We start from the raw sequence: 20,466 nt of genomic DNA, 5'->3' as shown, positions 1-20,466 counted from the left end.
GTTCGGAGATGATTTGCCCATGGATTTAAAGGAACTGAAAAAGCTTGCTGATACGTTGGACGATAATGGTAAGCGAGAACTTATCTACTTTTTGCAGTCCCGAACCAAGGGAGTGGCACTTCCAGTTCGAGCGATTGATGAAATTCAAGAGCAGAAGCATAAAGATGGACTTGTTTGCCCGCATTGCAAAAACCATTCTGTTGTTCGATTTGGAAAGTAGGCTGTAAGAACACGCACTGGAGAGGTTAAACGTCAACGTTACCGTTGTAAGTCCTGTCGCCAAACATTCAATGACCTTACGAACACCCCTCTGCAACGAATGAGGCGACCTCATATGTGGGTTCGTTTTATCGAATGCATGATTGAGGGCTTTTCTCTGAGAAAATGTGCAGAGCAGTTAAACGATGAAGTCACGCATGTCACCTTGTTTTACTAGCGGCATAAGATTCTTTCCGCTCTGAAGCAGATTCCAACCGAAGCATTTCAAGATATTGTTGAAATGGACGAGACCTACTTTCTTTACTCGGAAAAGGGCAAGCGGAATATTACCGAACGCAAGCCACGTAAACGTGGCGGCAAAGCGAAATATCGTGGTATAAGCCACGATCAAGTGTGCGTGCTGGTTGCCCGTGACCGTCAGAAAATGACTTACTCTGGTGTACTTGGGCGTGGACGTATTCGGATTACAAAATTAGACGAAGCGATTGGTGGTCATCTATCTGACTCAAACGTGTTATGCACTGATTCATGGAGGGCATTTAGCTCCTATGCGAATTCAAAAGGCATGACTCATTACCGATTCAAGTCCGACGGAAAACAACGTGTGAAAGGCGTGTACCATATCCAAAACGTAAACAGCTACCACAGCCGCTGGAAGAAATGGATGGATCGCTTCAATGGTGTTGCAACAAAGTATTTGCAGAATTACTTGGCGTGGTTTCGTTACTTAGACAGCAAGGAATATGAGAATACCGCATCGAATAAGAAAAATATGTTGGTCAAATCGTGCCTGTTTACTGTGACCGACACGAACACCAAACTTCGGCTTTCTGCTTATTCTTGTTAAGCTAACGGGCAGTTATGCGTAACTTTTAGGGAATGTAAATATCTAAATAACGTAAGGAACGAGGAGGCAGACAATTCATGGGAGGAACGAATGTATGGGATGCGGAGTGGGAGGTTAACGAAGAGCAGGCGCGGACGCTGATCGGCAGACAATTCCCTCAGCTGTCATCGAAGCAAGTGAAGCGATTGGGCTGGGGCTGGGACAATACGGTTTTTCTCATCGGTGACGAGTACGTGTTCCGGTTTCCAAGAAGAACGATTGCAGTTGGCTCGATTCGTATGGAAGGGAAGCTGCTGCCAAAGCTGGAGGCATATATAACCATCCCCTATCCGAAACCGTTGTTTTATGGCGAAGCAAGTGACGAATACCCGGCACCATTTCTTGGCTATGCCTACGTGCTAGGAGATTTCCCAATCGGTTTGACGGAAGAACGTAGGGCTTTATCGGCAGAGACGCTGGCGAAATTTTTGCGGAGATTGCATGAGTTTCCGGTGCAGGCGGCGCTGAAGTGCGGAGTTCAGCAAGATCATCGAAACTTGACGGACATAGCATCGCGCAAAGTGAAATTGGAGGGCTTTCTATCGAAGGTGGTTGAACACTTGTCGCCGGAGGAGTCCGGTGTGATCGAAGCGTATATTAGCGGGCTGCAAAAGGACCGTGTCGAGGCGGTGAATGCACTGCTACATGGCGATCTTCATTTCAAAAATATGCTTGTGAATGAGAACGGGATCGTTTCCGGCATCATTGATTGGGGCGATCTGAGCGTAGGCCATCCGGCTTGCGATTTGAGCGTTGCTTATAGCTTTTTACCACCTTACGCTCGCGGCGTGTTTTTCGAAACGTACGGAGGAGCGGACGAGGAAACGAAGCTGCTGGCGCGGCTAATCGCGGTATACATCCCCATACTGATCTTAATGCAAGCGGTCGATGACGGGAATGAAGCAATTGCGGCAGAGGCGAAATCCAACATCATGCGGGCACTGTCGGATTAGGCTTATTATTTCGTTGCGGCTATGGGGCTATGGCTATCGGCACCATTTTGTCGTTTAAAGGCCGCGATAAGGTACGATCCGCCTTCTCTGATGCCGCTTTATGTTGAGGAACACGAAATTCAACAGAGTAAGTCGTTGCGCTAACGGGACACGATAGCTAGCAATAAACCGCCTTTTCAACGAAGGCGGTTTTCTTATGGTCAAATATCAAACATAGCCAAAAATATAAGAATTTATATGTTCCATGTTGTAAATATCCTTATATTTCTCGCTTAAACGCTTACCGTCCTTATAGGGACGTCGAAGGCGTTTATGCTTGTTTATCTTCAAATAACTCACGCAGCATCCCTTGACGATCGTTCATAAACGCTTTAGTCACGGTATAATGTTCGGTTTCCTCCAAGGCGACGGACCGTATTCCCTCCCCCTCCAAGAGAAAAATTTCAGCACCGGGATAGGACATCAGAATGGGGGAATGAGTTGCGATAATGAATTGTGAATCTTGCCCGACCAGCTCATGCATACGCACCAGCAGAGACATTTGACGTAAGGGGGAAAGCGCTGCTTCAGGCTCGTCGAGGATATAAAGACCGCGGCCGCCGAAACGGTGAACGAATGTAGCTAAAAAAGACTCTCCGTGGGACTGCTCATGCAGAGATTTGCCTCCGTAGGAGTCTTTGATCGGAGGGCCACCGGGTTGTTCATCCAACTCATCAATATAAGAAGCCACATTATAGTAACTCTCCGCACGTAGAAAAAAGCCATCCTTCGGCCGTCTAACCCCTCTAGCAATTCTAAAATATTCATAAAGATTCGAATGCGAGGAACGAGTGTTAAAAGAAAAGTTTAGCGTTCCACCCTCAGGGTTAAAGCCCCAAGCAGCAGCAATTCCCTCTAACAAGGTTGATTTGCCCGTGCCGTTCTCTCCAACAAGAAAGGTCACTGGTTTTTGAAAAGTCAGGCGATCCAGCGTTCGAACAGCAGGCAGATGAAAAGGATAGGTTTGAAAGGATGGCACCAGATCACGCAGCAGCTCCGCGTGTCGCAAATACAACGTGGTGTTAATCATAGTTCCCCCCTTGTGAATTTCAAAAAATAATCATCTTCGGACAGATTGGACAGAGATGACAAGTTTAGTGCCTCTAGCTAGTCCTTTATAGTATAACAGCATCCAGCGAGTGGATGAAATCTGACGGGGTTCGGGCAAGCCGGGCAAAAGACAGGGTACATCTGCCAATTTAGTTCTAGTAATGACAGATGTCCATGAGGCGAGTGCTGACTCCGCATATAGTTATACTGTCTTGAGAATACAACGGGGCAGGGTGAAGGCCGTGAAAGCAAAAAGGAGAAAACACAAGCGTCCGCGAGATTATCGCGACGGTTATCACGAAGGATATCGTCTCGGCATGTGTGAGGCTGTGCAGCGTCGGAGTACTGCAGAGGTCGAAGCCTGTCGGCCATTTAAGCTAATGTATGTTCCTCAAGGGTTCCATGCAATCGATACTGGGGTAATTGAGGCGCTTCAGCAGCTTGTAAGTGAGCTTGTGATAAGCACTCCAGAAACTATGCTGGAGACCGCGGCTCGGGAGATGCCCGGGGCAGTGCTGGTTATGAATGGACTGCATGTTTTTCCGGAAAATCATTTAGAACAGATTACAGAAATCAGAAAGCTGGGCATTCGGACTGCGATCTGGTTTGTGGATGATCCTTATTTTACAGAGGATACTTCAGTGATCTGCCGGCATTATGATCACGTCTTTACGCATGAGCTCGGTTGTGTGGAGTTTTATCAATCCTTTGGAGTTCCATCCGTTCATTATTTACCGCTTTGCGTCAATCCAAAGATGTTCTATCCGCGCCGTACGGCACCGCAGTATAAGTACGACATTGTGTTTATTGGCAATGCATTTCATAATCGGACAGCGCTGTTTGATGAACTTGCCCCCTATTTAAAGGATAAGAAGGTGCTGATCGCTGGCGGCTTCTGGGAACGGCTTGCGACTTATGACCAGCTTGCCCCTTTTATTAGCAATGGCTTTATCCCACCTGAGGAAACTGCGAACTATTACAGTGGTGCAAAGCTAGTCATTAATATTCACCGTCCGTGGGAGGAGGGGCAGGATAACCGGAATAGCTTCCGTTTACCATCACGCTCTATCAACCCACGTACTTATGAGATCAGTGCCTGCGGTACTATGCAGCTTACGGATGTTCGTGAGGATCTGGGCAATTATTATCGGCCAGGTTATGACTTGGATACTTTTGGCTCTGCTAAGGAATTGCAGGAGAAGATTGAGTACTATCTGAAGCATGAAAAAGAGCGCCGAATATACGCTTTACGGGGACTACAGACAACCATGCGCAACCATACATTCACTGCGCGTTTGCCACATTTGCTGAATGTGATTGCTTCAAGTGTATGAAATCTATAACGGGATAAAGGAGCGAGGATGATAATGAACAACAATGAATTTATTATGCCTGCACCACCGCTACCTCTGACACCTCCAGAGGAAGAAAAGCTTCGTGGTCGTCTGAGTGGTTTTAAGGGCGGATATGATGAAGGATATTTACGGGGGCGGCTTGCGATTTTGGATGGTCGGCCAGAAGAAGTATTTCCCGTACGGAATATTCATGTAATGTATGTGGCTTCTGGTAAAGGATATCCCTACTCTCCATTAGACGATGCAGTCCTCTACGCGCTGCAAAAATTAACCACACAAGTCACGATAACGGATGTGCGCCAAAACTTAGTGGAGTTAGCCGCTGCTCAAAGACCGGATCTGGTACTTGTGCTGGATGGTATGGATTTACCGCTTGAGCAGATCTCCGTTCTTCGGGCTAGCGGGATTAAGACAGCCATTTGGCTTACAGATGATCCTTATTACACTGATTTTACAGTTAAAATTGTGGCGCATTACGATTTTGTGTTCACGCTTGAGCGTAATTGTATTGATTTTTATAAGGGACTTGGCTGCCCTGAAGTTCATTATCTTCCTTTTGCCGCTCACCGCGAGCATTACCGTCCAACTACAACACGTTCACCATTGAATCGCGAAGTTAGTTTTATTGGCTCTGCCTATTGGAACCGGGTTAATTTCTTTCGTGAGATTCTTCCGGATTTGATGAACTATAACACGGTGATTAACGGCATCTGGTGGGACCGTCTGCCTGAGGCGGCACTTTATGGAGATCGAATTGAGATAGGCAAGTGGATGTCACCACAGGAAACAGCGGTAGCTTACAGCGGATCCAAAATCGTCATTAACCTCCACCGCTCGCACATTGATGAAGTAGTGAATAACAATACGCTTTCGATTCCGGCGGTATCTCCTAATCCGCGTACTTTTGAAATCGCGGCTACGGGTACGCTGCAATTAGTAGATGCCAGAGATGATATGGGATCTTTCTACAAACCTGGCGAAGAAATTGAGACTTTTGCAAGCCCTCAAGAAATGATGGATAAAATCCGTTTTTACTTGACTCATGAGGAAGAACGCCGTGCGATTGCCCTGCGCGCTTTTGAACGGACGCTTAAAGATCACACCTACACCAAACGTATACACCAGCTGTTAACAGTAATTTATGGCTAGGTCATATGCCCGGAAATGGAACGGAAATGTGCGCTTACCAGGGGACAGGTGTCGTGCCGGCATCTGTTTTTCCTCGATATACTGTAGAACCGAACCTCAGCTTATGCCTGTGGCCTGATGAAAAGAAGCAACGTCTGGAGCGGGCTTGTATAGCGGAGCGGAAGCAACTGGCTAGATTCGAGAGCAGAGTGGAAGTGAAGGGGCGAAGCTCGGGAGCGAAGTGAAATTGACTGACGAGATTCTAGAGCTAAGCGGAAGCGATGTTGCGAGTCACAGGAGCGACCATTTTCAAAGAGAGTTTTACTGCGAAGGATAGAACTTAGCGCAAAGTTTGTAAATTTTTTAAGGAGGTGAATGGCTGCTCCAGGCCCCTCGTTAGGGAGCGCCGAAACGCCATGGCTGACAAAGCTACAATCGTCCTCTTTTCACATGTATCCAATACACGCAGTATTACGGGAGCGGAGAAGCTATTGTTGTTTTTCGCTCAGGAGCTTTCTCCGTACTTTAATTGTATTCTCGTTGCGCCTCAGGACGGCAAGCTGACTTCTCAGGCTCGAAGCTGTGGAATAAGTGTACAGTTGCTTTCGATTCCTCTTTTATATGGAATGTACACTCCTTATGCAGGGTTGGAGGCAGATGCTCGGAAATTCCAGGAAAGCAGGGAGTATCACGAATTAACAGACTGGCTGAATTCCCTGCGCCCGGCGTTTGTTATTACAAGTACCTGTGTGCATGCTCTGCCAGCAATGGCTGCAAAGTCACTGGGCATTCCGGTGATATGGAAAATATCAGAGACGATAACAGACAATGAATATACACCTATTAGTGTAGGGCTGATTCATCGGAATAGTGATGAGATACTAGCTATTTCACAAACAGCTGCGGCTTGCTTTCCAGAGGACGTGAGAGCGGAAAAAGTGATCCAGCTGCCTCCCTCTTGGAATGATAAAGAGATGATGATTGAGGCTTGGAGCAAGCTTCGGAGCGAACGGCGGCGGGAATTGCGGGTTAAACCGCATGAACAGCTGATCGGCTATATTTCTTCTTTTATCAACAAGGAAAAAGGTCTAGAACATTTTGTGAAAATGGCTGTGCTTGTGCACGCGGTTCATCCAACCTCGAAATTTGTTGTCATTGGGTCAGCTGGCGATAAAAGCTACTATGAGCGCTGTGTCCGCAAGGTGAAGCTTGAGGGACTGTACACCCGGTTTAAATTTGTTGGTTATGCTGAATGTCTTCCATCTGCCTATTGCGCCATGGATGTGCTAGTGGTTCCTAGTCTGATCCGCGAAGGCTTCGGCATGACTGCTCTGGAAGGAATGGCTTTTGGAAAGCCCGTGGTCGCTTACGACTCTGGGGGCTTGCGAGAAATTCTGCACGCAGCGGGCTGTGGCGAAAATCTCGTGCCAGCATCGGACATTTCCGCGCTGGCAGAAAGAGTCAACGTCATGCTGGCGCAGCCGGGACTGGCGTTAACTCTAGGCAGTCAAGCGCGGGAGCGCGTCGACGCCGTCTATGGTCCGGCGGCTTATCGGAGCCGCCTGCAGGGCCTTGCGGAGATGTGGAACCTCCGCTATTGCAGCGCACCTGCGGTGCGCGAGGCTGACAGCGTGGTGGTGGTGGAACCACCCGCTGTCCAGCCTGATTTACCCGCAGCGTCGCCGGCTTTGCCGCCGCGAAGCAAGGGCCTGCCAAGCCGCGTCGCCCGCAAGCGGCGCGGCAAAGCCCGGGCGCGCCGGCGAAGCGGGCGCCCGTTGGTTTTGCGCCGCGTTGCTCGCAAGCGGCGTAAAGGTTCTGCCCGGCGGCGCAGCACCGCCGGGGGCAAGCGCCGCCGGGCCCGCCGCGGTGGACGGCGGCGCGCGGCGTAAATGCCTCGATTGCAGCGAAGCGGCAAGCTGAGCGCAAAGAGAGGCATATTTGCCCTCGAATGCGTCGAATTCGGCAAGCTGAGCGCAAAGAGAGGCATATTTGCCCTCGAATGCGTCGAATTCGGCAAGCTGAGCGCAAAGAGAGGCATATCTGCCCTCGAATACGTCGAATTCAGCTAGCTGAGCGCAAAGAGAGGCAAAAATGCCCTTCATTGAGCTCATTCCAGCAACCGGAGCCCAATGAGCGGTATAAATCCCGCTAAATGAGCTCATTCCAGCAACCGGAGCCCAATGAGCGGTATAAATCCCGCTAAATGAGCTCATTCCAGCAACCGGAGCCCAATGAGCGGTATAATTCCCGCTTATTGATCTCAATCCAGCAACCAGAGCCCAATGAGCGGTATAAATCCCGCTAAATGAGCTCATTCCAGCAACCAGAGCCCAATGAGCGGTATAAATCCCGCAAAAAGAGCTCATTCCAGCAACCTGAGCCAAATGAGCGGTATAAATCCCGCAAAAAGAGCTCATTCCAGCAACCTGAGCCAAATGAACGGTACATTTCCCGCTCAATGATCTCAATCCAGCAACCAGAGCACAGTCCGCTGATTGAGCCAAGTCAGACCATAATTAAACAGGCAGGGGAGTGAACTCATGAAGATCATGACGATTTTAGGCACGAGGCCTGAAATCATTCGCCTCAGTGTAATCATTCCGCTTCTCGACGAACATGCTGAGCGGCACATCCTGGTGCATACAGGCCAGAACTTCACCGCCAGTCTCAGCGGCATTTTCTTTGCTGAGCTGGGTCTGCGGGCACCGGATTATGTGCTGCAGGATAAACAAGCAGGACTAGGCGGCCAGCTTGCCGCCATGTTCGGAGGGTTAGAAAGTATTTTACTAAAAGAACAGCCAGATCGCGTTTTGCTTCTGGGCGATACGAACAGCGCGTTATGCGCGATTTTGGCTGAACGTATGGGAATTCCGGTGGTGCATATGGAAGCGGGCAACCGCTGCTATGACCTCCAAGTACCAGAAGAGAAAAACCGCCGTGTCATCGACGCCGTTTCGACCATTAATATGCCTTATACGCAGCAGAGCAAAAGACATCTAATCAGCGAAGGTTTCCCCAGCAGGCGTATCGTGTTAACAGGAAATCCGATCCATGAGGTCATGACCCACTTTGAGCACAAAATCCAGACTAGCGACATTCTGGAGCAGCTGAAGCTTAACGCAGGACAGTATTTCCTAGTCACGGCCCACCGTGCTGAGAATGTAGATGATCCAGAGTCCCTTGTACAAATTATGTCGGGTCTTAACGCAGTGGCTGAGCATTTTGGAATTCGTTTAATATGCAGCATTCATCCTCGCACTCGCTCCAAACTTACCGAGCAATTTTCCCTTCCAATGAACCCACTAGTTGAATTTCATGAACCTTTCGGATTTTTTGATTTTGTCTACTTGGAACAGCACGCCTTATGTGCCATCACCGACAGCGGGACTGTACAGGAGGAATGCTGCTTGATGAAAGTGCCAACAGTTACGATTCGCAGAACGACGGAACGTCCAGAAACAGTGGATTGTGGCAGCAATGTAGTCTCAGGTGTAGATCAGAAAAGTATTCTGCGCAGCGTCAAGCTGATGACGGCGCTCAATCGGGATTGGGAGGCACCGGAAGGATACATGACTCCGGATGTTTCGGTCAAGGTAGTTAAATTCTTGCTTGGAGGGAACCTGCATGTTCAATAATAAAAGGATTGTGGTCACAGGCGGAACTGGTTCCTGGGGGCATGAGCTGATTAGGCAACTTCTGCCACAAAATCCTAAGGAAATCATCGTATTCTCCCGCAGTGAATCCGCTCAAGTGGCGATGAGCCGGGAGTTTGAAGATCAACGTCTCAGCTTTATCATTGGCGATATCCGTGACAAGGATGCGCTGATTGCAGCCTGCCGTGGCGTTGATTATATCTTTCATCTGGCGGCGCTCAAACATGTTCCAGTCTGTGAAGATCAGCCTTATGAAGCACTCAAAACCAATGTAGTGGGAACTCAAAATGTGATCGAAGCTGCCATTGTAAATGGCGTTGAGAAAGCAATTTACATCTCTACCGATAAGGCTGCGAACCCATCCAACTTCTATGGAATGACCAAAGCGATCGGGGAGAAATTGTTCGTTTATGCCAATCTGATTGGCTCAAACACCCGGTTCGTTACTGTACGCGGAGGTAATGTGCTCGGAACGAACGGCAGCGTAGTGCATTTGTTCATGAAGCAGATTAAAGATAAGGGTCAGGTACGCATTACGGATATGAAAATGACCCGCTTCTTTTTTACCCTACGCGATGCTATTACGTTATTATTTAAAGCTTCTGAGGTTAGCTTGGGTGGAGAAATCTTCGTCATGACTATGCCTACCTGCCGAATTATCGATCTTGCTGAGGTGCTGATTGAGGCTTCCGGAGAGTCCAATGTGAGTATTGTTGAGACCGGGATTCGTCCGGGGGAGAAAATCCACGAGATTCTGATGAGCGATTTCGAAAGCTTAACTACCGTTGTCTACGATGAACAGTATCTAGTAATTCTCCCTACGCTGAACATGCCGGAATTAAAGGCACATTATAGCGCTTATCCTCATGTCTCTTTCAATAGCTTCAGTTCAGAGACGAATCTGATGGATCGGGAAGAGATCAAAAGCATCTTGATCCGGGGAGGGTTCCTGCAATGAAGCTGCTTATCCTAGGTGGAAACGGTATGGCGGGGCATATGCTGGCGGATTATTTTCGCCGCCAGGGCAAGCATCACGTCTTCCATACAACCCGGGATAAGAGCGATCTTGGCGGGCTGTATGTAGATGCGAACGATATAGCCGGAGTTGAGAAGCTGGTCGATATCGTTTCCCCTCATTGCATTATCAATGCAATGGGGGTTCTCAATCAATTCGCGGAGCGTGACAAAATTGGGGCTTACCACGTGAATGGCTTTCTCCCTCATCACTTGTGGCGAAAGGCGGAGGATGTTCAGGCAAGGCTCATTCATATCAGTACCGACTGCGTGTTCGAAGGAACACGCGGAGGGTACACCGAAGAGGATGCTCCTGATGGAACCTCTGTATATGCAATTTCGAAAAGTCTCGGTGAGGTGCAAAAACCCGGGCATCTTACGATTCGCACTTCCATTATTGGTCCCGAAATCCGCTCAGGCGGTATTGGTCTGATGGATTGGTTCCTGGCGCAGAGTGGTAAAGTTTCAGGATACCGGCGGGTGATGTGGAACGGGGTCACAACGCTCCAATTAGCCAAAGCAGTGGATGTAATGCTGGATTCCCCCGTATCGGGGCTAATCCATTTAGCGCATCCAGAGCCGGTAAGTAAATATGAGCTGCTTCAGCATATTCAGGTGGCTTTTCATAAAGAAAATGTGGAGATCATCCCTGAGGATGAACATATTCAGGATCGTACACTAGTGAATACAAGAGCGGATGTCCTCTTGCCGCTGCCTTCATATCCTTTAATGCTGCAGGAACTGGCTGACTGGATGAAACAGTCAGAGATGTATTTATGACAGGTCAAAGACTTCTGATTACCGGAGCCGGTGGATTCACCGGGCAACATGCCGTTCGATTATTTTCGGCAGGAGGGGCTGAGGTTATCGCTGTATTGCGGCCGCAATCGACAGCTGCCTCCACTCTTTTTCCAGAAGGAGTAAAGATATATATTTGTGATTTAAGTGACCGGAAAGCAGTAGCTGAGATGATCAAGCAAACTACACCGGACGCTGTCCTTCATTTGGCTGGGAAGAACTCCGTACCCGAGTCATGGCTTAATCCCTTGCTTTATATGGAGACCAATGTGATGGCCACCTTATATTTACTGGAGGCTATGCGAAGCCTGCCGAGCAGTCGGATTCTAGTGGCTGGCTCCAGACTTAAGTTCAAACCGGGTGTGGTGGCTGGGCCACCACACCCGTACAGTCTTAGCAAAACAATAGAAGAGCTGGTGTCCCTCGCTTGGGGCACCTTATTTAAACAGCCGGTTATGCTGGCTGAGCCCTGTAATCTGATTGGTCCCGGTCCTTCCACCGGCTTCTGCTCTTTATTAGCACAGCACATTGTCCGAAGTGAAGGCCAGCCAGAAGAGGAAATACCTCCATTTAAGCTCTCTTCTCGTTATGCGCTGCGTGATTTTTTAGATGTAAGAGATGCCGTTAGAGCTTATGATTACATTTTGCGTAAAGGTACAAATGGAACCATCTATCGCATCGATTCGGGGAAGCAGCGGGAACTCGGGGAGATCGCGGAGCAGTTGCTCAGTCATTCTGTAGGTCCAGTGCCAATGGACTGGGGACCTGCAGATGCTGAACGGGCTATTTCAGAGATCGCAGCCACAGCGGATAAGAAGGTTCATTCAGAAGCATCAACCCCTGAGGCTGATGTGACTTCACTGGGCTGGCTTCCGGAAATTGGGCTTAAGCAATCGTTAATGGATATTTTGAATTATTACCGAGTTAGCGGGGAGGGGAGGTTGTTATGAGACCGAAGGTTTCGGTAGTGATTCCTTTTTATAATTGTCCTTATATTGAGCACGCCCTGCAAAGTGCGTTCTCCCAGTCTTGGGAACCTTACGAAATCATTGTTGTCGATGACGGCTCGCATGCCCATAGCAATCTAATTACACCGTATCTTTCCCGAATTCATTATTTGGGCAAAGGCAATGGGGGAACCGCCTCCGCACTGAATCACGGCATATTGAATGCAACGGGGGACTATGTGGTCTGGCTTAGCTCGGATGATTTATTTTATCGGGATAAGATCAACAATCAGGTTCTGTTCATGGAGCAGAACCACTTGTTAATCTCCTATACCAACTTTAATTATATTAACGCTCAATCGCAGCTGGTTCAGCTGAATGCTGCGCCATTGTTTCCTAGTCACCTGGATTACTTACGTTGTTTTTTACACGGTAATCCCATTAATGGCTGTACGGTGATGTTTAAACGAGAGGTGTTTGGAGCCATCGGACTTTTTGATGAATCACTTCCTTACACCCATGATTATGACTTATGGTTCCGCGCCATTCTGAACGGATATCCACCGGTGTTGTTGAATCAATCCCTCACAGCTTACCGGACGCATGAGGGCATGGGAACGATCAAATATTTTGATGTAATTATGGCAGAGGCAGCTGCGACCAATGCCCGCTACAAGAATTCGCTGCAGCACTTGATTTCTTCTATGGGGGGCTGAAGGTAATGTACCGGGAAATTGAAGTGAATGACTTTCTGCCAGTCTTACTGGAACAGTTGAAATTCTGCCAGAGTATTCTGGATATCGGCAGCGGCACCGGTACCCTGCTTGAACGATATGAAGCCGCAGTAGTGCTTGGATTAGAAATTCACAGGCCGTACCTGCTGCATCGTCAATATAAGTCACCTCATATTATTCCGGTACATGCAGATGCCAGTCATATGGATAAATTATTCCTCCCCAAAACATTTTCAGCGGTTACCTTTATTGATTCAATAGAGCACTTTAATAAAAATGAAGCGAAGACTCTGCTAGGGATGGCCGAAAGAATCGCCAATAACCGAGTAGTTGTATTTACCCCTCGGGGCTTTTTTCCACAGGAGGGTATGGATCATTATCATTTGCAGGGAGAGCATTATCAAAAGCATCGGAGCGGGTGGGAGCCGGAGGATTTTATTGCACTTGGGTATGAGGTAACGGTACTTAAAGGTTTCCATCATGCCCAAAACCCATCGTTTCGTGAAGCATTCGGGGAGAGCCATGCACCAGTAGATGCCCTGCTTGCTTGTAAAACAGTATAAAAGTTGAGCTCCGGGTGAAGGAGGTGAGTGCGTATGAGTGAAGAACCTAAAGTATCGGTGATCATCCCATTTTATAACTGTTCGTATGTGGATCTCGCCATCCAAAGTGTCTTGGATCAAAGCTATCCGAATATAGAACTTATTGTAGTCGATGACGGTTCTACCCTATGGCTGGAGAAGTTGGCCCCCTTTCGTGACAGAATCATTTATATACAAAAGAGTAATGGAGGGACGGCTTCTGCTTTGAACAAAGGGATAGAAGTGGCTACCGGAACGTATTTTGCCTGGCTCAGTGCAGATGATCAATTTCACCCGGATAAAATCAAAAACCAAATAGAAAAGCTCAAAAGTACGGGTACTTTGTTTAACTATACAGCTTATTATTATATAAATGAGCAGGGAGAACGGATCTCAGATACGGTAAGTATGCTTTTTAGCAGCAGAGCCCATTTTATTGAGACTATGATGTTGGGTTGTCCGGTGAATGGGAGTACAGTTCTTCTTCATATGGATATATTTCGTGCTGTAGGAACGTTCGATGAAATGTTGTTATATACTCAAGACTATGATTTATGGCTGCGTATTTTACCGCATTTTAGCTGGTCTTATATTGAGTATCCGCAGCTTGATTATCGAGTGCATCAAGAGATGGGCTCAGTGATTTATAGTGAGGCGCAGAAAAGAGAGATAGAACAGGTACAAGCAAACCATCATGGGGTTCTATCGCATCTGCTGCTAAAGGAGAGAGGGGAATGAAATTAATATTTCCTGTTCTAACTCTATCTAGGGGCGGAGCACAACGGATGCTGGCAGAACTGGCTAATCGTCTGTCAGAGATCGGTCATGAAATTACGATCCTCTTGCCCAGCGATGGTGTCGTTGAATACGAGATAAATTGTGAATTGCGTTATGCGGCAGATGGTGATTTGTCGGCCAGCGATTTTCCAGTGGGGGACGTGATTGTCTCCAACTTTTATACCACAGTCGAGGTATCGCAGCAGGCAAGTAATGAGGGAAAAGGGATTCATATTCGTTTAGCGCTTTGCTACGAGCCCACTTTTTTACCTGACAATAGCCGTTCTTTTGCATCCTATAGTTTAACCAGCAATCTGCTTGTACTATCCCGTTGGCAGCAAGAAATCGTCCAGATGAATCATGGGATTAAGGGGACAATCGTGCCCATTGGTGTGAATCCTGTTTTTAGAAATTTGAACATTCGTGAACCTGAAAATAAGCTTGTAGTTTCCGCGGTTATGCGAAAGCCAGAGGGTGGATTCTCAGGCCATCGTGAACAAGACTATTTGCTTGAACAGTTAAATCGGGTCAGAAGACTTCATCCAGAAGTTGAACTTTATTTGATCATTCCTCCTGGTGAATTTGCTGAGTCGACTACCCTGCAAACTTTATTAGCGGACGAACGATATCATATAAGGACTCCTGCAAATGATACTGAGCTTTGTTACCATTATAGTGAGAGCGATATTTTTGTAAGCTCAAGTACGTATGATACGGGATCGCTACCAGGCATCGAGGCTATGCGTTGTGGAGCAGCGCTCGTTACTGTTTACTCCGGTGGAAATATGGAATATGGCAGGCATGGCCATAACTGCTTAATGTCCTACCGGTTTGAGAATCGGCTCGCGGATGATATCATAACCTTAATTAAAGACCCGGATTTACGCCAGCGGCTGGCTCGTAAGGGGGAGCAGGATTCACAGCATTTCACTTGGGAAAAAAGCACACAATTGTTTCAGAATGCACTGTTTGAGATCGTAGCGAGGAACTCTTAATAATATGTCCTTAAAATATAAAAAACCTTCAATACCACGTGAGAAGTGGCTTGAAGGTTTTTTTGCATGATATCGGTTAGAAGATGGCATAGGAATTCATCATTTCACGAAAAGATTGCGCATACTTCTCGGTTCCGAAGCGTGAGACCATATATCCTCTTCCTTGCTGGCGGAGACCCTCTCGCAGAGGAATATTGTTCATAAGCTCCAGTCCTTCGTTGACGGCAGTTGGAATATTGCCAAGGGGGTAAAATTTACCCGTGACATTATGAACAATAAAGGATCTGACACCATCGGAATCTGTACTAAGTACTGGACAAGTGCAGCAAATCGCTTCGGCAACAGCATATCCAAATCCTTCTGTAATGGAGGTAGCTAACAGGAATCCACCCGAATTAGCGATCGAGGAATAATAAATGGGCATTACATGATTAGGAATATTGGTAAAAGTACTTAGACGATCATTCAGCCCTAGAGCGTGTAGCTCCTCCTGAAAGGATTGTTTCTGATCCTCTGCGGCTAAATTAGGATCATGGAACATCCACAAATGAATATCTGGTTTATAAAGGCGAATTTCATGGGCGATTCTCAAATATTCCCGCCAATTTTTATTGCTCTCTAGCCGGCCTACCCAAGCGATAACCGGATTAGCGGGAGGTTCAGCAGGGATATGCTGAAAGGACTGGACATCAACAATATTCGGAATTACATAACGATGCAGCCAGGGACAGATTTCAATAAACAGCTCCAATAAATGATCGGTTGGCGGGATTAGTACCGCATTACAATAAGAACGTAAATAAGGGACGGCATCTCTGATCAGAGTTTCCGCATGACTGCGTTTTCCAAGGCCTTGAGATTCGTATATCATAATACCGCGGTAACCGAGTTCACGCAGACGTTTCAGTAATAAATAATCAGATGTAACAATAATGGCATCGTAATTATGGGTCTCCAGCAAATTTTTAATTTCTTCATCTGAAGATGAGACAAATACCGGAAAATTGGTCGTATTCTGGCCTGAACCCGGCATTAGATATAAAACATGGCATTCGATCCCACTTCGCTGGAGACTTTCACATCGCAGCTTATTTAATGTCTCCACCCCGCCACTCGGTACATAAAACGTAAATAGAACTTTCATGCACAAGCCTCCTGACTTTTGCGGAGTAATACCGACTTGTTGAGATATGGCTTACTGTTTATAAGATACGCCGATCTGCACTCGCGGGTGACGGTCAAAGCGGCATAGTTCCAAATCCTTTCAGGATAGCTTGTTCTTCAGAAGGTCATCCTAACGATCGTACACTGCACACATACAACATTAGAGATGGAGGATGAATTCATGTTGCGATCCAAGATCAGTATGTCAGTCTCAGCTGCATTGCTTCTCGGCTTGGTGAGTATTACAGGGTGTGGAACCAATACGGCAGAAAAATCGAATGTGCAAACCAATAGTGTCCGGGGAGTAAATGATGGGCGTATTGGTGTGAATTCCGTACGCGGTGGCACGCATAACATCACTAAGATGGAAGTTAGTCAGGAGCTTGCAGACCGGATTGCTGCAATGCCTGAAGTCCGCTCAGCGAATGTAATGCTTGCAGGGAAAAGCGCGTATGTAGCAGTAACTTTAAACGATGCAACTGCTGGCCTGCGTGCCAAAGGGACTCCATCGTATCGGGCAAAATCCTCAACCACTCCTCACAATTACGGACCGACTGGCGTAATGTCTGGTACAGGAAGAGTGAAAATTGGCCGTGATGGAATGAATGATACTGGAGCCGTAACCAATGGTATGAACGGAGCCTTAAAAGGTACTGTAAATACAGTTCCTGGTACAACAAGTACTGGACCGGCAACCAGAAATGGAATCAATGGCATGGGTAATTTGGGAGCGGATATGTTGGGAACAGGAACAGGTACAGGTACTATGGGAACAGGTACGACAAGAAACCATACTTATAATAATGGTCCTCTGCTGAACAGCAATGGCTCGAAACATGATGTAGATATGGGGATGGGAAAAGGTATGGGAACTGGAATGGGAATGGGCATGCGCAGTACCACTCCTAGTACCCATGATACGAATTACAGAAGTAATTCGACGCATATGTATAACACCAATAGCACGAATAACACAAATAACACCATAAATACAAGAGAAACAGAAACAGTTACCAAAGCAATTAAAGATAAAATTGCTGCGGAAGTTAAAAAACATGATGCGAGAATTAAGGATGTATACGTATCAGCAAATCCTGACTTCGTGGAACGCGCCAATGTTTATGCTGAAGAGGCTCGTGCCGGTCATCCGATAAAAGGATTTGTGGATGAATTCCGCACCATGGTTGAACGAATTTTCCCAACTCGTAATTATTAATGATTTTTGTGATCTAAATAAAAAAGCAACAATCTCACCATCTGGAGAGAATTGTTGCTTTTTTGTTTGGAGCTAATTTTATTAAGTGGTGATTGGACGTCCGCCGATCCATACGCCGCGAATATTAAATTCAGCATCAAGGCGTAGGATATCGCCGCGTTTTCCAGCCTCCAAGGAGCCAATGCTTCGTTCCATTCCAATGGACGCCGCTGGCGTAAGGCTTGCAGCGCGGGAGGCCTCTTCCAAGGTGAGTCCTACCTCTTGGATCAGATAACGGAAGCCGCGAATCATCGTTAGTGTGCTTCCAGCTAGAGCAGCGGGATTATCTTTAAGGGTAGCGATGCCATCTTGAACGAGTACAGGTAAATCACCGATTGTATATTCACCATCACTAAGTCCAGTTGCAGACATGGCATCAGTAATCAGTAATAAATTGTTCTCTTTCTTGAGACGGGTCAATATAGAAATGGCTGCGGGATGAACATGAATCCCGTCGGCTATAATCTCTGCGCGAATGCGCTTATCGAACAAAATAGCTCCAGCCGCTCCAGGCTTACGGTGATGTAGGGGTGTCATCGCATTGAACATATGCACGGCTTGGTTAAGTCCAGCATCTGCTGCGGCAATAACCTCTTCAAAGGAGGCATCCGTATGCCCGAGCGCTGCAGTTATACCGTGCTTGCGCAGCCAGAGAATAGCTTCGAGGGCACCTTCACGTTCCGGAGCAAGCGTGACTTGCCGGATCATTCCTGGATAATCGTTCTCCCATTGTGCTAGCCACTCAATATTGGCAGGAACAATATGCTCTGGATTTTGTGCGCCGGACCATTTCGGGCTGATGAAGGGTCCTTCCAAATGCATGCCTGCGATTTGTGTGTAAGGCATTTCAGCAGCGCGATAAGCGCTGACTTCGGAGAATACTTGGTCAATAGCAGACTTGGAAGCGGTCATGGTTGTAGCCAGCATTGTTGTTGTTCCTTGGGAACTATGGAACTTAGTGATGGCATTCAGCGATTCAGTATCACTGTACATAAAGTCGTGGCCAGCTCCACCATGAACATGTACATCTACAAATCCGGGGATCAGAAGATCCGTTGCTTGACCACTGGCAGGCCAATGCGCGTAACGCTCTGGAAGCCAAGCCGCATCTCCAGCATAGTGGATCTGCTCTCCAGATACGGCAATCACACCGTGCTCAATTAAACCTTGGGGAGTCAGTACCTTACCGAACAGCAACTGTTCTAGTTCTTTATTTATTTCAGCCATTTGCCTGCTCCTTCATCTACGAGAACGATTACATTTGGATGGCTCTGCAGCAAAGATGCAGGGCATTGGGTTGTAATCGGGCCTTCAACAGCATTGCGGATGGCTTCAGCTTTGCCGGCACCACGAACTAATAAGAGGATTTGGCGTGCTTTTAGGATGCCTCCAATGCCCATTGTGATCGCTTGCCGAGGGACCTCATCCAAACTGTCAAAGAATCTAGCATTTGCTTCCCGGGTATCTTCAAGCAGGTCGACGACATGGGTTTTGCTGCTGAGGTTAGCATCGGGTTCGTTGAATCCAATGTGGCCGTTGCTGCCAATACCGAGAATCTGCAAGTCAACGGGTCCGTTTTCTTCCAGCATTTTATCGTATGCAAGGCATTCTGCTTCCATATCCGCTGCGTTTCCGTCAGGGATATGTGTCTGTCCTGGATCAATATCTATATGGTTAAATAATTGCTCGTTCATGAAACTGCGATAGCTCTGTGGATGGTCGACAGGCAAGCCGATATACTCATCCAGATTAAAGGAAGTTGCTTTAGAGAAACTCACAAGTCCTTTTTGGTGCATTTCAACCAATTTGGCATAAACCCCAACAGGGGAGCTTCCAGTCGCAAGACCGAGCACGGCTTTAGGATTGCTTTGCAGCAGGCTGGCGATAAGATTCGCACCCGTTTGTACGAAATCTTCATCACTATGGAACTTTAGAATATTCATTAGGATTGTCCTCCTCGTTTGTTTCGGTATTGTTGGACATTGAGATAAGATTGCTCCAGTCTAGGAATAAAATCCCCAAAACGGGTGCTGACCATTCCAGTGAACAAAATATCAATGATGTGAAGCTGAGCTATGCGTGAGGCCATGTCTCCCCGGCGCATGCCTTTCTCCAAAGATGAGGAGAATAGGGGGATATCCGCCAGAGTAGCCAAGGTGCTGCTGCCATAAGAGGTTAGTGCGATAGTGCTTGCTCCGCTAGCCTTCGCACACATCAAGGCATCAATGGTCTCGGGAGTCTCTCCCGAATAGGATACTGCAAATACGACATCACCTTCGGAGAGTGATGAAGCAGAGGTAATCTGCATATGGGAATCAGCAAAAGCAGTACAATTTACGCCTATGCGGATCAGCTTCTGATAGAAATCCTGAGCGACAATGGAAGAGGTCGCCATCCCGTACAGATCAACGCGGCGTGCTTGGCACAATAAATGAACTGCTGCCTGCAATCGCTCCAGATCTAACAGTGAGGTAGTATCCCGGATGGAGGTCAGATGGTTCGTCTGCATCGCTTCCACAATCACGGAGAGTGGGTTGCCGGCTACAATATCTTGATAAGAAGAGCCACCATCCTGCGGCGCGGCATCACTATGAGCAATTTCTGCTGCCAGCTTCACCTTGAAATCCGGAAAGCCTTTAAAATGAAGCACCTTACAGAAACGTGTGATCGTTGCCGGGCTTATTCCGCATTGTTCTGCTAATTCTGTAATGCCCATATGAACGATTTCGCCTGGTGAGGAGAGAATTCGTTCAGCCAGCTTTCGTTCCATTTGAGAGAGCTTGGCCTTCTCATGCTCGAGTGCATGCAGTATTGGGGACATCCATTCATCCACCTCGTTTCAATGGGGTATTGAAATTATTTTTATGATTATTAACTAAATGCAGAAAATTATTTTCATATTTAGGATAAAACAAATT

At 47.3% G+C, this 20,466-nt stretch carries 19 protein-coding genes and 1 pseudogene; 15 read left to right on the top strand and 5 right to left on the bottom strand.

The features are described from left to right. The first annotated feature begins 19 nt into the window (after positions 1–19). Both MHB37_RS26350 and MHB37_RS26345 read left to right on the top strand, forming a co-directional pair. Positions 20–1,066, top strand: a pseudogene (locus tag MHB37_RS26350) (IS1595 family transposase). A 77-nt stretch (positions 1,067–1,143) separates the two neighbouring features. Further along, positions 1,144–2,058 carry a phosphotransferase gene (locus tag MHB37_RS26345; protein WP_076187163.1) on the top strand — a complete coding sequence of 305 codons (915 nt, stop codon included), beginning with the start codon at positions 1,144–1,146 and terminating at the stop codon, positions 2,056–2,058. 310 nt (positions 2,059–2,368) lie between these two features. On the opposite strand, the gene MHB37_RS26340 is transcribed toward MHB37_RS26345, so the two are convergent. After that, positions 2,369–3,127, bottom strand: coding sequence for an AAA family ATPase (locus MHB37_RS26340; RefSeq protein WP_405168686.1), 759 nt, complete (start codon positions 3,125–3,127; stop codon positions 2,369–2,371). 253 nt (positions 3,128–3,380) lie between these two features. Here MHB37_RS26340 and MHB37_RS26335 point away from each other — a divergent pair, with 253 nt between their 5' ends. From MHB37_RS26335 to MHB37_RS26280, 12 genes are all read left to right on the top strand, one after another. Further along, a complete protein-coding gene (locus tag MHB37_RS26335) occupies positions 3,381–4,481 on the top strand; it encodes a glycosyltransferase (protein ID WP_076187167.1) in 1,101 nt (366 codons plus the stop codon). A 54-nt stretch (positions 4,482–4,535) separates the two neighbouring features. Next, positions 4,536–5,651: a glycosyltransferase gene (locus MHB37_RS26330; RefSeq protein ID WP_076187192.1), complete on the top strand. Its 1,116-nt coding sequence runs from the start codon at positions 4,536–4,538 to the stop codon at positions 5,649–5,651. A 53-nt stretch (positions 5,652–5,704) separates the two neighbouring features. After that, entirely contained in the window at positions 5,705–5,875 is a 171-nt protein-coding gene (locus tag MHB37_RS26325; RefSeq protein ID WP_175617396.1) for a hypothetical protein, read from the top strand. 171 nt (positions 5,876–6,046) lie between these two features. Then, a complete protein-coding gene (locus MHB37_RS26320; protein WP_339169622.1) occupies positions 6,047–7,519 on the top strand; it encodes a glycosyltransferase in 1,473 nt (490 codons plus the stop codon). Between the two features lie 651 nt (positions 7,520–8,170). Then, positions 8,171–9,265: a non-hydrolyzing UDP-N-acetylglucosamine 2-epimerase gene (gene wecB / locus MHB37_RS26315; protein ID WP_340033622.1), complete on the top strand. Its 1,095-nt coding sequence runs from the start codon at positions 8,171–8,173 to the stop codon at positions 9,263–9,265. Continuing rightward, positions 9,255–10,241, top strand: a complete 987-nt coding sequence (locus tag MHB37_RS26310; RefSeq protein ID WP_036679704.1) for a polysaccharide biosynthesis protein — start codon at positions 9,255–9,257, stop codon at positions 10,239–10,241. The genes wecB and MHB37_RS26310 overlap by 11 nt, the downstream gene beginning before the upstream one ends. Beyond that, entirely contained in the window at positions 10,238–11,077 is an 840-nt protein-coding gene (locus tag MHB37_RS26305) for an SDR family oxidoreductase (RefSeq protein ID WP_076195129.1), read from the top strand. Before MHB37_RS26310 ends, MHB37_RS26305 begins: the two co-directional genes overlap by 4 nt. After that, a complete protein-coding gene (locus MHB37_RS26300) occupies positions 11,074–12,045 on the top strand; it encodes an NAD(P)-dependent oxidoreductase (protein WP_076195131.1) in 972 nt (323 codons plus the stop codon). Before MHB37_RS26305 ends, MHB37_RS26300 begins: the two co-directional genes overlap by 4 nt. Further along, positions 12,042–12,758 (top strand): glycosyltransferase, encoded by a 717-nt coding sequence (locus tag MHB37_RS26295; RefSeq protein WP_405168685.1) that lies wholly within the window; start codon positions 12,042–12,044, stop codon positions 12,756–12,758. The genes MHB37_RS26300 and MHB37_RS26295 overlap by 4 nt, the downstream gene beginning before the upstream one ends. Before the next feature lie 5 nt (positions 12,759–12,763). Continuing rightward, on the top strand, positions 12,764–13,339 hold the full coding sequence (locus MHB37_RS26290; protein ID WP_076130427.1) for a class I SAM-dependent methyltransferase: 576 nt from the start codon (positions 12,764–12,766) through the stop codon (positions 13,337–13,339). A gap of 33 nt (positions 13,340–13,372) precedes the next feature. Continuing rightward, on the top strand, positions 13,373–14,095 hold the full coding sequence (locus MHB37_RS26285) for a glycosyltransferase (RefSeq protein ID WP_076141520.1): 723 nt from the start codon (positions 13,373–13,375) through the stop codon (positions 14,093–14,095). Then, positions 14,092–15,129 carry a glycosyltransferase family 4 protein gene (locus MHB37_RS26280; protein ID WP_076141521.1) on the top strand — a complete coding sequence of 346 codons (1,038 nt, stop codon included), beginning with the start codon at positions 14,092–14,094 and terminating at the stop codon, positions 15,127–15,129. Before MHB37_RS26285 ends, MHB37_RS26280 begins: the two co-directional genes overlap by 4 nt. Positions 15,130–15,205: 76 nt before the next feature. Here the strand turns inward: MHB37_RS26280 and MHB37_RS26275 are convergent, their stop codons facing one another. Next, positions 15,206–16,273 carry a glycosyltransferase family 4 protein gene (locus tag MHB37_RS26275; RefSeq protein WP_076219322.1) on the bottom strand — a complete coding sequence of 356 codons (1,068 nt, stop codon included), beginning with the start codon at positions 16,271–16,273 and terminating at the stop codon, positions 15,206–15,208. 201 nt (positions 16,274–16,474) lie between these two features. On the opposite strand from MHB37_RS26275, the gene MHB37_RS26270 reads away from it, so the two are divergent. Beyond that, a complete protein-coding gene (locus MHB37_RS26270; RefSeq protein ID WP_076281923.1) occupies positions 16,475–17,509 on the top strand; it encodes a YhcN/YlaJ family sporulation lipoprotein in 1,035 nt (344 codons plus the stop codon). Between the two features lie 81 nt (positions 17,510–17,590). Here the strand turns inward: MHB37_RS26270 and nagA are convergent, their stop codons facing one another. From nagA to MHB37_RS26255, 3 genes are read right to left on the bottom strand one after another with little or no spacing between them, the layout of a single operon-like run. Then, entirely contained in the window at positions 17,591–18,775 is a 1,185-nt protein-coding gene (gene nagA / locus MHB37_RS26265) for an N-acetylglucosamine-6-phosphate deacetylase (RefSeq protein ID WP_076130422.1), read from the bottom strand. Next, positions 18,763–19,491, bottom strand: a complete 729-nt coding sequence (gene nagB / locus MHB37_RS26260; RefSeq protein ID WP_341143508.1) for a glucosamine-6-phosphate deaminase — start codon at positions 19,489–19,491, stop codon at positions 18,763–18,765. The genes nagA and nagB overlap by 13 nt, the downstream gene beginning before the upstream one ends. Further along, on the bottom strand, positions 19,491–20,369 hold the full coding sequence (locus tag MHB37_RS26255; RefSeq protein ID WP_076219325.1) for a MurR/RpiR family transcriptional regulator: 879 nt from the start codon (positions 20,367–20,369) through the stop codon (positions 19,491–19,493). The genes nagB and MHB37_RS26255 overlap by 1 nt, the downstream gene beginning before the upstream one ends. Positions 20,370–20,466: the final 97 nt, after the last annotated feature.

The organism is Paenibacillus sp. FSL H3-0286 (assembly GCF_045040705.1).
GTDB classification, from domain to species: Bacteria; Bacillota; Bacilli; order Paenibacillales; family Paenibacillaceae; genus Paenibacillus_AQ; species Paenibacillus_AQ odorifer.
The sequence above is the reverse complement of the archived record's forward strand: the minus strand, read 5'-3'. Positions and strand labels throughout refer to the sequence as shown.

Excerpts from the sequence above, each read along its gene's own strand:
- MHB37_RS26345 (WP_076187163.1), top strand. The coding sequence starts at position 1,144 with ATGGGAGGAACGAATGTATGGGATGCGGAGTGGGAGGTTAACGAAGAG.
- MHB37_RS26340 (WP_405168686.1), bottom strand. The coding sequence starts at position 3,127 with ATGATTAACACCACGTTGTATTTGCGACACGCGGAGCTGCTGCGTGAT.
- MHB37_RS26330 (WP_076187192.1), top strand. The coding sequence starts at position 4,536 with ATGCCTGCACCACCGCTACCTCTGACACCTCCAGAGGAAGAAAAGCTT.
- MHB37_RS26320 (WP_339169622.1), top strand. The coding sequence starts at position 6,047 with ATGGCTGACAAAGCTACAATCGTCCTCTTTTCACATGTATCCAATACA.
- wecB (WP_340033622.1), top strand. The coding sequence starts at position 8,171 with ATGAAGATCATGACGATTTTAGGCACGAGGCCTGAAATCATTCGCCTC.
- MHB37_RS26310 (WP_036679704.1), top strand. The coding sequence starts at position 9,255 with ATGTTCAATAATAAAAGGATTGTGGTCACAGGCGGAACTGGTTCCTGG.
- MHB37_RS26305 (WP_076195129.1), top strand. The coding sequence starts at position 10,238 with ATGAAGCTGCTTATCCTAGGTGGAAACGGTATGGCGGGGCATATGCTG.
- MHB37_RS26300 (WP_076195131.1), top strand. The coding sequence starts at position 11,074 with ATGACAGGTCAAAGACTTCTGATTACCGGAGCCGGTGGATTCACCGGG.
- MHB37_RS26295 (WP_405168685.1), top strand. The coding sequence starts at position 12,042 with ATGAGACCGAAGGTTTCGGTAGTGATTCCTTTTTATAATTGTCCTTAT.
- MHB37_RS26290 (WP_076130427.1), top strand. The coding sequence starts at position 12,764 with ATGTACCGGGAAATTGAAGTGAATGACTTTCTGCCAGTCTTACTGGAA.
- MHB37_RS26285 (WP_076141520.1), top strand. The coding sequence starts at position 13,373 with ATGAGTGAAGAACCTAAAGTATCGGTGATCATCCCATTTTATAACTGT.
- MHB37_RS26280 (WP_076141521.1), top strand. The coding sequence starts at position 14,092 with ATGAAATTAATATTTCCTGTTCTAACTCTATCTAGGGGCGGAGCACAA.
- MHB37_RS26275 (WP_076219322.1), bottom strand. The coding sequence starts at position 16,273 with ATGAAAGTTCTATTTACGTTTTATGTACCGAGTGGCGGGGTGGAGACA.
- MHB37_RS26270 (WP_076281923.1), top strand. The coding sequence starts at position 16,475 with ATGTTGCGATCCAAGATCAGTATGTCAGTCTCAGCTGCATTGCTTCTC.
- nagA (WP_076130422.1), bottom strand. The coding sequence starts at position 18,775 with ATGGCTGAAATAAATAAAGAACTAGAACAGTTGCTGTTCGGTAAGGTA.
- nagB (WP_341143508.1), bottom strand. The coding sequence starts at position 19,491 with ATGAATATTCTAAAGTTCCATAGTGATGAAGATTTCGTACAAACGGGT.
- MHB37_RS26255 (WP_076219325.1), bottom strand. The coding sequence starts at position 20,369 with ATGTCCCCAATACTGCATGCACTCGAGCATGAGAAGGCCAAGCTCTCT.